This is a genomic window from Flectobacillus major DSM 103 (assembly GCF_000427405.1).
Lineage (GTDB): Bacteria > Bacteroidota > Bacteroidia > Cytophagales > Spirosomataceae > Flectobacillus > Flectobacillus major.
The window spans coordinates 180004-193243 of record NZ_KE386492.1 but is presented as its reverse complement, the minus strand read 5'-3'; the positions used below and the strand labels follow the sequence as shown (position 1 = coordinate 193243).

The window sequence follows — 13240 nt, the reverse complement described above, 5'->3', positions numbered from 1 at the left end:
ACCTTCACCAACACCATAGCTATTCAATTTATATGATTTTATTTCTTTCCAAAGCTATGCCTAAAATACCTGTAGAGACAAAAACATCAGGGTACAAAACCCATGGTATTTTTATCTCTACAGCTTTGATATTTATTTTCAAAACTAAGCCCTCATAATTCTACACCCTACCTATCATCTACCTTTCCAAAATCTTCGTAAATCTAAGGTATTCGGATATTCAGGATTTACGAGTTCGATTGGGGTATCTATTTTCAGGTCTTTTTTATTTTCAGCTACAAATCGAGAAGGAGTTGTATTGAATTTGACAGGAATAGGTATTTGGTTGTCAATCGACGGAGTATGTCCAAAGCCCCAGAATCGGCTAATTCTGCGAGATTCGGCCTCGTAGCTATTGATTGGATAAGTATCAAAGCTTCGTCCGCCCGGGTGCGACACAAAATAGGTACATCCACCCAAAACACGGTTATTCCAAGTATCTACAATATCAAATATCAGTGGGGCATCCACACCTACAGTAGGATGCAACGCCGACGGCGGATTCCATGCTTTGTACCGAATACCCGCTACATATTCACCTTTGATACCTGTGCTTCTGAGCGGTACACGACAGCCATTACATATCAAAATATGACGTTCTTGGACAAAACCTGATACTTTTACTTGTAGCCTTTCCAAAGAAGAATCCACAAATCGGGCTGTTCCCGAATTAGAAAGTTCTTCGCCCAAAACGTGCCAAGGTTCTATACCTAGTCTTAGTTCTAGCTGAATATTGTCGACCGAAACGCCTCCATGATGAGGGAAACGGAACTCAAAGAATGGGTCAAACCACGAAATATCGAAATCATAGCCAGCATCTTTTAAGTCATTTACAACATCTACCATATCCAAATAGGCAAAATGTGGTAAGAGGAATCTATCGTGTAATTCTGTTCCCCAGCGAATCAATTTCTTTTTATAAGGCTGTTTCCAGAATTTGGCAATAAGAGCCCTTACCAACAAATTCTGCACCAAATTCATGTGCTTATGTGGTGGCATATCGAACGCCCTAAATTCTAAAATACCCAATCGACCTGTCGATGAATCAGGAGAATACAGTTTGTCGATACAAAATTCTGTTCGATGAGTATTACCTGTAATATCAACTAAAAGATTTCTAAAAATTCTGTCTACCATCCAAAACGGTACATCTTCTCCTTCTGGAATTTGGTCAAATGCTATTTCTACCTCATAAAGTCGTTCATCTCGTCCTTCATCCATTCTTGGAGCTTGGCTCGTTGGCCCAATAAACGACCCTGCAAACAAATAACTCAATACAGGATGATGCTGCCAGTAGGTTAATAAACTACGTAACAAATCAGGACGGCGTAAAATTGGGCTATCCGATGGTTTCGCACCTCCGATGGTTACATGATTGCCCCCACCAGTGCCAGTATGACGCCCATCGACCATAAACTTTTCAGTGCCTAATCTCGACAAAAATGCTTCTTCATACAATGCCGATACATTATCGACCAGCTCTTGCCATGTTTTAGAAGGATGAATATTTACTTCTATTACCCCTGGGTCGGGCGATACCACCAATTTCTGTAATCTGTAGTCTGATGGCGGCGTATAGCCTTCTATTCTAACAGGCATTTGAAGTTTTTCGGCTGTAGTTTCTACCGAGGCTATCAAATCCAAATAGTGTTCGAGGTATTCTGTTGGAGGAATAAAAACATATATCGTACCGCCTCTTTCTTCAACAACAAGTGTTGTTGAAATAGTATTTACCTCAAAAAGTAATGGTGTTTCCTCTTCTTCTGGCTTGGTATCCTCTACATCTTTCTTAGGCTTTCGAGGAGCCGGGGCTACATAATCTGGTAATTCTGTTCCATAACGAGCCGTTGGAGTTGCATGAAAATCGCCTAAATTTGGTAAATCTTCAAAAGGGCTTCGTTCTATCGGTGTTTCACGTTGGTACTTCGAAACCTCTGGAAGCGAGCTCAACGGCAAACGTAAGCCTACAGGCGAATTTCCCGGAATCAAATAGCAATGTTTACGCCTAAATTCCCATGCACAACTTGTCCAAGCTTGGGTATTCCAGTTCCATCGAATCGGCAATGCAAATCCTACAGGATTATTCAACCCTCTTTCGAGTAGCCTAGCAAGGGTTTGGCGTTCTACAGAATCTTTGAGATTAACAACCAGCGGGTCTACATTGACAGGAAGTTTCCCCTCTTCCAATGCCCAATAAATAGGGTCTTCGTAAGTAGGGCATAAATTACTAGTACGAATGCCCAAATACTTTGTTAGCTCGGTTGCAAATACTTCGGCATCGTGAAAAGTAAAATTAGTGTCCCCTTCTTTAGCTACTAAAGCATCGTTTTTCCAAATTGGTAATCCATCTTTTCGCCAATATAAAGCATACTGCCAACGAGGAAATAATTCGCCAGGATACCATTTGCCTTGTCCAAAATGTAATAATCCGCCATGAGCAAATCTATTTTTAAGCCTCAATGCCAAGTCGTATGCCAAACGGCGTTTTAAAGGGCCATCGGCCGACGAATTCCATTCGGCCGACTCAAAGTCGTCTATTGACACAAAAGTGGGTTCTCCGCCCATGGTCATTCTTACGTCGTTATCTTGTAAGTCTTTTTCGACAACATTGCCAACCTGCATGATTTTTGCCCACTGTTCTTCGCTATAGGGCTTAGTAACACGTGGGTTTTCATGAATACGAAAAACCTTATTTTCAAACTCAAAAGTAACCTCACAAACGTCGGTAGCACCTGTTACTGGAGCAGCACTGGCATAATCGGGAGTACAACACAAGGGAATATGCCCTTCGCCAGCAAATAAACCCGAAGTTGGGTCTAGGCCAATCCAACCTGCCCCCGGAACGTAGGCTTCTACCCATGCGTGCAAATCTGTAAAATCTTCTTCTGGGCCAGACGGGCCATCCAATGACTTTATATCGGGGGTTAATTGCACCAAATATCCCGAAACAAATCGAGCAGCAATACCTTTGTGTCGAAGAATCTGAACCAATAACCATGCAGAATCACGACAGCTACCACTTTTTATGGTGAGGGTGTCTTCGCAAAGCTGTACGCCTGGCTCCATTCTAATATTATAATGCAAATCGCCAAATACTTTTTGATTCAGATACACCAAATAATCTACCGTATTGATATCGGGTTTTATGTCGATAGTATCTAGCCATGCCATCAACTTAGGGCCAGCTTCACGTGGTTCCAAATAAGGACTTAGTTCTTTTTCTAGCAAGCCATCGTATTTGAAGGGAAACTTTTCGGCATAATCCTCTACAAAAAAATCGAATGGGTTTATTACCTGCATCTTGGCTATAACCTCTACCTCCAAGCTAAGCTCTGTTGTCTTTTCAGGGAAAACTACTCTTGCTTGATAATTGCCAAAGGGGTCTTGTTGCCAATTGATAAAATGGTTCTCAGGAAAAATCTTGAATGTATAACCCTCTATTGCGGTTCTTGAATGTGGAGCAGGACGTAAACGAAAGATATGTGCAGACAAATTTACACTTCTGTCGAATTTGTACTTCGTTTTGTGGGAAATAGCTACTTTTATTGACATATAAGATTGATTAGAAGGTTAATTCCATGACTTATGTAAAAAAAGCAAAAATTTGGATTGAATTACAATAGATTTTAAAAAAATTATAATTTCTCTTCAAGAAGTTATATTAATCTTTTTAGACAATAAAATAATGTTGTGAAATGCCTTGATATTGGTATCTATAACGATAAAGCGTTATACCGATAGGTTGTTTGGGGATAACAATGTAGCAACATCTCTTACTTCTTCTCTTCTTTTGGGTTCAAAAAATCGAAATTTCCGTATATAGAGGTATCTGTATTTTATAGCCTTTTATGTCAAATAGCCTCATAAGTAAAAAGGGAAACAAACCGAAGTTGATTTCCCTTTATAAGTATTTGTGGTGTTTTTATATCAAACTTTCAAGCCTTTCTATCAATGCTTTCAATGTGGCTACTTGGTTTTTATCTTTCGAAGTCAATATTTTTTTGGTTGTAGCAATAATCTCATTCGAACAATTCAGTAAATCATCTGAAACCTCTTCTGCTTTTGCTTTTTTATTGGCAAAACCTTCTCCTGCCAAAACAGCCATCAGTTCATCGGCAGATTCAATCGGCGAAACTACTTCTTTTACTTTAGCTATTTTTTGTAATAACCCTTTGTCGATAGTTTGATTTCCTGCCAAGATTTCGTTTCTAAAACTTGGGGCTAAACGAGTCAAACCTTCCGCAAATTCAGCATCACGACGAATCGTGGCAGGACTGACTTTGTACTCTTCCGACAACTTCGCCGCAGTCGATAATTTAGGCTTTTTATCATAATGCTCAAAATGAGCATTATGATATTGGAGGCTTTCGTTACCCACCAATTCGTCGCTCTGAGCATAATGCTCATTTTGAGCATTATGCTCAATTCGCTCGTATTTACCTTTGAGTGTTTTTTCGTTGTTATAACGTAGCCCTCTAAAATACGATGCTTGTTGAGGTGTCAGATTTCGCCTACCCAACTGTAAATCAATCATATAGTCTTTTACATCTTTGAGTGATGCAAAAGAAAGTAGCTGGATATTGAAGTTCAGTGCGTGTATCTGACAAATTCTGTAACGGTTATGCCCGTCAATAAGCACATAGGCAGGAGCTTGCTCATCTTTGTGGCTGATACCCGCTATTCCAGCAGTTGTTTCCCATACCAACAAGGCATCTTTACAACCATATTTTATAATATTCTGCTCAAGTTGCTGAGATTCTTCCTGATTGAGTGGTGGTATAAAATCTCTTAATTCGTCGAGTATCTGGATGTTTTGCTTAATAGCTTCCAAGGAAATTAAATTACTACCCAACGCTTGTTTGGTCTTGGAGGCTATTACATCTTTAAAATTTGTTTTCATCTAATCGCTTATTTTACAATTTGTAAATATTGAATAAACTCCTCCGAAAAGTCACGATAAAGTTTGGCTGCTTCCGAATTTTCGGCAAACTTAGAAATCGTGCTTTGCTCGATTTGTGCTTTCTGAAAATCTACCAAATGTTTTATTTCTGTTCTAAATACCCTAAACTGCGACATACTTTCCCGAACGTGTTCTTTTACGCCATCGTGTACCGAATTTTTCTTGACCATCGTAAACACTATTCCATCTATTTCAATGGCTGGATTCCAGCTTGTCCTTACTTCCGATATTCTATCTAGCAAGGTATTTAAACCTTTTACAGCCGAGATTTCGGGTTGTAGGGTAATCAAGCAACTTTTTGAAGCTATTAGTGCCGACGACGTTAGAGCATTGAGCGATGGCGGACAATCTATCAAAATATAATCGTAGCTTTCCATCAGTGGTACTAATTTATTTTTTAGACGAGATACTCCGCCCAATGAAACAATCAGTTCGATTTCGGCTTTGGCCAAGTCTATATCAGATGGACTCAAATCTAAATTATTGGCAATATTGATAATTGGTAATTCTTCGGGCTTTAGTAGTGCGTCTACTACTTGTTTTTGTGGGTTGTCGACTCCCAAAATTTGAGATAAGTTACCTTGTGGATCCATATCTATTAGCAAAACATTAAATCCTTTTCTGGCTAATGCTTCGCCCAATGAACCAGTAGTAGTAGTTTTGCCTACGCCTCCTTTATGATTGATAATTGAGATAACTCGTGCGTGTTGGTATAATGTTGGCGAATAGCCATATTTGATAAATACAGGTAATAAAGCTGTTAGATGCCTTTCGTTCAAGTTGCGTTCGCCCGAAATAGCTTTTGTTAAAGTTCCTTTGGGCAAAGAGGCTTCTTTTTCAACTGTTAAAACAGATAGAGCTGGATTATGTCGAAGAAATTTTAAGACTAATTCTTGTGTAATCATATCAAAAAGTGATTTGTATTATTTTTCATACAAAAATAACCAAAAGCATCATATTTGATACAAAACTGTTCAGAAATATTTCTTTTTATTTATACTAAATTTCAGAACGATCAAGCGATTTTTTTGTCACTAGTATCTCTTTCCAAAAACTACTTTTATGGTGTAAATATAGCTTGGTACGTTCACTTTATGTTAATCCTATAAAAACTACTTTTATGGTGTCGATTGTGAGAAAAACTGAAAGTGTTCTCCAAAAACTACTCCTATGGTGTGGCTACCATATACGTACCTACTGAGTCTACTTATCGATATCACTATTATTGTTGATTCTTGGGGAGCTATTTTTAAGTACTTTATATACTTTCTAAAAACTACTTTTATGGTGTTTGAGCAATACCAATATAACGCAAGAGGGGATTCTCTAAAAACTACTTTTATGGTGTCGGGACTCTTCTTAGGACTTTCACAAAAACTACCTTTATGGTGTCAAGGGCAAAAAAGCCTTATCTTTTAAAACTACTTTTATGGTGTTAAAAAAAATTAGCATACGTTTTTTCAACTTTCCAAAAACTACTTTTATGGTGTCGCCGAAAAATCAGCTTTCGTAGTACTTATCATTTCTTGCCTAAAAATCGTAGTTGAAAAAAAACATTATAAAGAATAAAAAATTAAAAAAATCAACAACTTTTCCTTTGTTGTCTTTTATATCTTTCTTTCTTTTATGTCTTTTCGGTGTCCATAACTAATTGAAAATCAGTTGATTAAATACAATTAAAACTACTTTTATGGTGTTTGAAACTACTTTTATGGTGTTTAAAACTACTTTTATGGTGTTTAAAACTACTTTTATGGTGCTAAAAAACTACTTTTATGGTGCTAAAAACTACCTGTAAAAAATTAAGGTAGTTTTTAGTAAGAGAAATCCAATATGTTCTTATTTTTGTATTAAGGTTTGGCCTTTATGCGGCAATAGCCTTCGCAACCGATAGTATTGAGAATGAGGTAGTAATAAAAGTTGTAGCAGGGTTTTGATAGCAATGATTGATGCAAAACACAGATATACTTGATACAAAACCATTTCATACAATTACATTACAGCCTAAGGTTATTGTATACACCCCAAGGCACTACTGCTTGATAGCATAGAATTAATCAGACAAAAGCCCTTCGCAAAAAGCGTAATAGACAAATGAAAATTGAGAAACGGGAACAAGCTTTGGACAGCGTAACCAAAGACCCATACAGAATAGTGAAGGGTAACCCTTTAATTGAAGCAAGATTTGAGCTGACCCCTACTCAGACCAAATTATTTATATACATGCTGTCGTTGTTGGATATTAGCAAAGAAAGTTTTGTTCCACTCACAATAACCGTAAAAGATTTCCAGAAATTTACAGGTGTAGAAGGCGGAAGCCTCTACTCGCATTTGCAGCAAGAAGTCAAAAAAATGATAGACAAAAAAGTGTATTATAAAGATGACAGAATCGAGCTGGATTCGCACCTAATTAGCGGTTATGTGTATTTCAAGAAAGAAGGATATTTTGTACTGGAGTTTCCAAACCTGCTTAAACCGTTTCTTTTGCAGCTGAAAGAGAACTTTACCGTTTTGGATATTCGTAATATTTTGCGGCTCGATAGTGCTTATGCCATGCGGTTTTATGAAATATGCAAAGAAAAAGAACGTTTGGGTGCATTTGAATTTGAGATAGATAAACTCAAACAAATGTTTAATATCGAAAATAAATACAAAAACTATTTCGATTTCAAAATGAAAGTGGTGGTTCAGGCACAAAATGAACTCATGAAAAACTCGGAATTATACTTTGAATTTACCGAAATAAAGCAAGGTAAGAAAGTAGTAAAATTACGATTTGTGGTGAAGAAAAATAAACTAGAAGAGTTAGAAGAGATTCCTCTGGTAGAACAAATTTCTGCAACTTTCAAAGAAGCTCCTATCATAGAACCATTGATAGAGGCGACTCCAGACGTAAACGAAATATTGTTGGCACAAGTAAAAGAATACAGTATTGCGGCACAAACCATTGATAGTTGGCTTGCTGAGGTGTCGGTTGAACAAATACAATTGGCAATAGATTATGTAAAACAAGAATTACAAACCAACAAAAAAATTAAAAATATTGGAGGGTATTTGACCAAGCTTGTCAAAAGCCCCGACCTCATGGATGCCAAAAAAGAAAAGGAAAAGCAACAAGCCCAAAAGTTGAAGCAAGATGCCGAAAAACGTCAAGCAGCCAAAAATCAGCAAAGTTTACAACAACACAAAGACCAGCTAATGCACGAGTATACATTGGCTAAAAAAGCATTTGCCAATCAAATATTTGGCCAACATCCCGACTTATATATGGCTATTCTGGAAAGGCTGAGCGGTAATTTATTGGGGTCAATGCAGTATGAAAGTTATTTGTTGTTTTGCCAAAATCAAGTTAGTTTTGCCTCGTTTGTTGATTTTTTCAATCAAGGAACAGGGTTTTATGGCATTGTTATGAATATTTTGGAAGCTGAATTTGCAGGTTTTGCCGAGATACGGAAAATTTTTACACAAAAAGCCCAGGCATTGGGGCTTACCTTAGGCTATTGAGGTTTATTGGAGCAGGTAAGGTTTAATGGTCATAGATTTTATTACTTGCTCTAACTGCTGTTTTGACACCACGCCAGTATGTCGCCAAAGTAATTTACCTTGTTGAAACAACAGTAAAGTAGGCATACTTTGTACCCGATAGGCTTTTGCTATTTGGGGCTTTTTATCGACATCTACTTTGAATACAATAATACCATCGCCTAGTTGTTTGGCCAAACCATTGAGTATAGGTGCTAAGGTTCGGCAAGGCTGACACCACTCTGCAAAGAAATCCACTAATATGGGAGTTTTACCCAAAATAAGCTTCTCTAAATTATTATCATTATTCTTCATAAAGGAATTGCCTTGGTTCTTGTTGGTGAGCTTCAAAATTACGTATTTCACACTGCTTTGTAGGCATTGAGAATAGCTAATTACCCAGCAAAAAAACTTTTGAGCCTTTTAAAAGGAATTAAAAAGGCTTAAATTGTAGTTTTTTAAAAATATTTAAAAAATTAATTATCTGATTTACAGTGCTTTATATATGTGTTGGTATTCTATACAGGACGGTATAGGAAAGTTGACTCAAAATCTACTTGTATGTTTGTGTTATCTTAAAATAAAACAATTCGATGTAGAATAAATGATAGAAGAAGTCGGGTTTATACCATTAAGGCAAATATAAATAAGCAAGCTTTCGATATATATTTATTTGAAAAATCTAAACAATCTATTGGCCTAGCATAACCAAAAAGCGGTCAATTAATATTCAAGCAAATGACAAAGATTTCAGCTTTAACCGAAACGGCTTTCAAACATGTAAGCTACCTATGGGACGAGAGCAAGGCTGCCGAATTGGCTGGCGATGAAGTAGCTCTTTTTATTTATCGCTCCAATTTGCTGGGTGCCGACCTTCGCCTTACCAATTATGGTGGTGGCAATACCTCAGTCAAAATTCAGGATACTGACCCACTTACGGGCAAGACTACCGATGTTATGTGGATTAAAGGTTCGGGAGGAGATATAGGTACTTTGAAAAAATCGGGATGTGCCGCTTTGTATGTAGATAGACTTCGCTCGTTGGAGAATGTTTATAAAGGTATTGAGTTTGAAGATGAGATGGTAGAGTTGTTTAACCACTGTATATTCGATTTAGCATCAAAAGCACCATCTATCGACACGCCTTTACATGGGTTTTTGCCTTTTGCTCATATCGACCACCTTCACCCCGATGCAGCTATTGCAATTGCTGCTGCCAAAGATGGTAAAAAAATTACAGAAGAATTGTTTGCCGGACAAATCGGCTGGGTGGGTTGGCAACGTCCGGGCTTCGACTTGGGCTTGCAGTTGCGAGCTTGTTTAGAAGAAGCCGCTTCTCGTGGTATTCAATTGCGAGGGATTATGTTGGGGTCGCATGGTTTGTTTACTTGGGGCGATACTGCCTACGAAAGTTATGTCAATACCCTTGAGGTAATCGAAAAATGTGCAGAATATTTAGAAGCCAATTACGGGAAAAATCGTCCAGTTTTTGGTGGACAAAAAATAGAGAGTTTACCCACCGAAGCACGTAACTTACAGGCGGCTAAAGTTGCTCCAATTTTGAGAGGATTCTGTTCGTCGGAAAGAAAAATGATTGGACACTTTACCGACGATATAAGGGTATTGGAGTTTATCAATTCTAACGATTTGGCCAAATTAGCTCCATTAGGAACGTCGTGTCCTGATCACTTTTTGCGTACCAAAATATCACCTTTGGTATTGGAATTAGCTCCCGACCAAGATTTGACCGATGTAGCAGCTATCAAAGCACAGCTTACGCCAGCATTTGAAGCATACCGTGCTATGTACACCGAGTATTACAATACTTGCAAGCACGACAACTCGCCAGCCATGCGTGATCCAAATCCTGTGGTGATTTTGTACCCAGGAGTGGGTATGTTCACTTTCTCGAAAGATAAAACTACGGCTCGTTTAGCATCAGAATACTATATCAATGCTGTAAATGTAATGAAAGGAGCAGAGGCCGTGTCTGAGTACACATCTTTGCCACGCCAAGAAGCTTTTGATATTGAATACTGGCTGTTGGAAGAAGCCAAATTGCAGCGTATGCCTAAACCAAAGGCATTGTCGGGACGAGTAGCTTTGATTACGGGTTCGGCTGGAGGTATCGGAAAGGCTATCGCCAAGCGTTTTGCCGAAGAAGGTGCTTGTGTGATTATTAACGATATTAATCAAGAGCGTTTGGAAGGGGCTAAAGCCGAGTTTATCAAAACATTTGGTAAAGATGCCGTTGCAAGTACATTGTTGAACGTAACAAGTCAAGAAAGTACCGAAAAGGCTTTAGATGCAGCTTGTTTGGCTTTTGGTGGGGTCGACATCGTTGTAAACAATGCAGGTATTAGTATTTCAAAATCTATTGCCGAGCATTCGCTAGAAGAATGGGATAGGCTCTATGATATTTTGGTAAAAGGGCAGTTTATTGTTTCGCAGGCTGGTATTGCTGTTATGCGTAAGCAAGGATTTGGAGGCGATATTATCAATATTGTTTCTAAAAATGCTGTAGTGGCAGGCCCCAATAACCCAGGTTATGGCTCGGCCAAATCGGCACAGGCTCATTTAACTCGCTTGATGGCGGCTGAATTAGGTGCTGACAAAATCCGCGTGAATACCGTAAACCCCGATGCCGTTATTTCGGATTCTAATATCTGGGCTGGTGGCTGGGCCGAAGGCCGTGCCAAGGCTTATGGTATTACAGTAGCCGAATTGCCCGCTTATTATGCCAAACGTACATTGCTCAACGAAATAATTTTGCCAGAAGATATTGCCAATGCTTGCTTTGCCTTTGTTGGTGGGCTGCTCAATAAGTCGACAGGCAATGCCCTGAATGTAGATGGTGGCGTAGCAATGGGCTTTTATCGTTAATATATAGCTGAAAAATACCCTGCCCAACTACAATAAAGGCAGGGTATTTAACCATACTAATAAATACCATGCAAAAAGTGGCTTTTAAGATGCAATTGCATCAAGGACAGCAGGCCGAATACCAACGCCGACACGACGAGATTTGGCCTGAATTGGTTTGTTTGCTCAAAAGTATTGGGGTAAGGGACTATTCGATTTTTTTAGACCCCCAAACGTATGCACTTTTTGGGGTGCTTTCTATCGAGAATCCCGCCTTGCTCGACGAACTTCCCAAGCACCCTGTTATGCAAAAATGGTGGAAATATATGGGCGACATCATGGATGCCAACCCCGACAACTCGCCTGTGAGTATTCCAATGACCAGTGTTTTTTATTTACCCTAAATGGGCTTTTACTTAACAGAAACATCTCATGCTAATCGAATCATACAAAATTGCAAGCCATAATGATGCCCTTTTGAAGGCTCATGAAAATAAATTGGCCTTTACTGGCTCGGAGGTAGACAATATCGAAGGTATTATCCAAAAACTCGTTGACTTCCAAATAGCTATTCCTTCATGGGCATTGGGAACAGGCGGTACTCGCTTTGGTCGCTTTGCAGGTGGGGGCGAACCTCGCTCTATCGAAGAAAAAATTGAAGATGTAGGCCTTCTTCATGCCCTTAATAAGGCTTCTGGAGCTATTTCTTTGCATATTCCTTGGGATATTCCTCAAGATGCCAAAGCTATCAGAACCCTTGCCGCTCAGCATGGTTTAACCTTTGATGCCGTAAACTCTAATACTTTTCAAGACCAAGCCCAACAAGAACATACCTATAAGTTTGGTTCTTTACAAAATGTAAATAAGGTTATTCGCAAGCAGGCCATTGAGCATAATATCGAAGTAATCAAACATGGTATTGAGCTTGGCTCTGAGTCGTTAACAGTTTGGTTGTCGGACGGTTCTTGTTTTCCGGGACAATTAAATTTTAGAAAGGCTTATCAAAATACCTTAGAAAGTTTGCAGGAAATCTACGCAGCATTGCCAGATAACTGGAAAATATTTGTTGAATATAAAGCTTTTGAGCCTAACTTTTATTCAATGACCGTAGGCGACTGGGGGCAATCGCTTTCGTATGCTCGTAAGCTGGGTGACAAAGCCTATACCTTGGTTGACCTAGGCCACCATTTGCCTAATGCCAATATCGAACAAATTGTGGCTTTGTTGTTGATGGAAGAAAAATTAGGGGGTTTTCACTTCAATGACTCAAAATATGGAGATGATGATTTGACAGCAGGTTCGATAAAACCTTACCAGTTGTTTTTGATTTTCAATGAGTTAGTAGATGGTATGGATGCCAGAGGTATGAATCATGCCAAAGATTTGGGCTGGATGATAGATGCCTCACACAACGTAAAAGACCCATTAGAGGATCTTTTACAGTCGGTAGAGGCTATTATGATAGCGTATGCTCAAGCTCTTTCGGTCAACAGACATGCTTTGGAAGATGCCCAAGCCAACAATGATGTGGCCAGAGCCCAAGAAATTTTACAAAATGCCTTCCGTACCGATGTAAGAGCTATTGTTGCCGAGGCTCGTTTGAGAGCAGGGGCGGCATTGAACCCCCTCAATCTATATCGTGAGCTAAAAGTAAGAGAAAACCTTATTCAAGAAAGAGGCCTCAAAACTGTAGCTACGGGCTTATAAAATCATAATCCACAGTTGTAGAGACAAAAGCACAGAGATACAAAGGAAATCAGTACGAAATAGTTTTTTCAAAATTCCTTTGTGCCTTTGTCTCTATTGCTATTGCCCTATATTTTGATAAAAGCTTTTTTAGTAAATACTTAATTTTAG

General features: G+C 38.8%; 8 protein-coding genes. 4 read left to right on the top strand and 4 right to left on the bottom strand.

Translation table 11 applies throughout. From position 1 onward, the window contains the following. Window positions 1-174: 174 nt before the first annotated feature. From FLEMA_RS0166690 to FLEMA_RS0166680, 3 genes are all read right to left on the bottom strand, one after another. Window positions 175-3591 (bottom strand): transglutaminase family protein, encoded by a 3417-nt coding sequence (locus FLEMA_RS0166690; protein ID WP_026998195.1) that lies wholly within the window; start codon window positions 3589-3591, stop codon window positions 175-177. 370 nt (window positions 3592-3961) lie between these two features. Continuing rightward, entirely contained in the window at window positions 3962-4939 is a 978-nt protein-coding gene (locus tag FLEMA_RS75760; RefSeq protein ID WP_052354458.1) for a ParB N-terminal domain-containing protein, read from the bottom strand. Between the two features lie 8 nt (window positions 4940-4947). Continuing rightward, the gene (locus tag FLEMA_RS0166680) at window positions 4948-5904 is read right to left on the bottom strand and encodes a ParA family protein (protein WP_026998194.1); all 957 of its coding nucleotides are present in this window, start codon (window positions 5902-5904) and stop codon (window positions 4948-4950) included. 1189 nt (window positions 5905-7093) lie between these two features. On the opposite strand from FLEMA_RS0166680, the gene FLEMA_RS0166665 reads away from it, so the two are divergent. Then, window positions 7094-8503, top strand: coding sequence for a replication initiation protein (locus FLEMA_RS0166665; protein ID WP_026998192.1), 1410 nt, complete (start codon window positions 7094-7096; stop codon window positions 8501-8503). Between the two features lie 3 nt (window positions 8504-8506). On the opposite strand, the gene trxA is transcribed toward FLEMA_RS0166665, so the two are convergent. After that, window positions 8507-8836 (bottom strand): thioredoxin, encoded by a 330-nt coding sequence (gene trxA / locus FLEMA_RS75755; RefSeq protein ID WP_044175628.1) that lies wholly within the window; start codon window positions 8834-8836, stop codon window positions 8507-8509. Between the two features lie 423 nt (window positions 8837-9259). Here trxA and FLEMA_RS0166655 point away from each other — a divergent pair, with 423 nt between their 5' ends. The 3 genes from FLEMA_RS0166655 (at window position 9260) to FLEMA_RS0166645 (ending at window position 13090) form a co-directional block, all read left to right on the top strand. Next, window positions 9260-11404, top strand: a complete 2145-nt coding sequence (locus tag FLEMA_RS0166655) for a bifunctional rhamnulose-1-phosphate aldolase/short-chain dehydrogenase (protein ID WP_026998191.1) — start codon at window positions 9260-9262, stop codon at window positions 11402-11404. A gap of 68 nt (window positions 11405-11472) precedes the next feature. Then, on the top strand, window positions 11473-11787 hold the full coding sequence (gene rhaM / locus FLEMA_RS0166650) for an L-rhamnose mutarotase (protein ID WP_026998190.1): 315 nt from the start codon (window positions 11473-11475) through the stop codon (window positions 11785-11787). A 28-nt stretch (window positions 11788-11815) separates the two neighbouring features. After that, complete coding sequence (locus FLEMA_RS0166645; protein ID WP_026998189.1) at window positions 11816-13090, top strand: sugar isomerase; 1275 nt, start codon at window positions 11816-11818, stop codon at window positions 13088-13090. Window positions 13091-13240 lie beyond the last annotated feature (150 nt).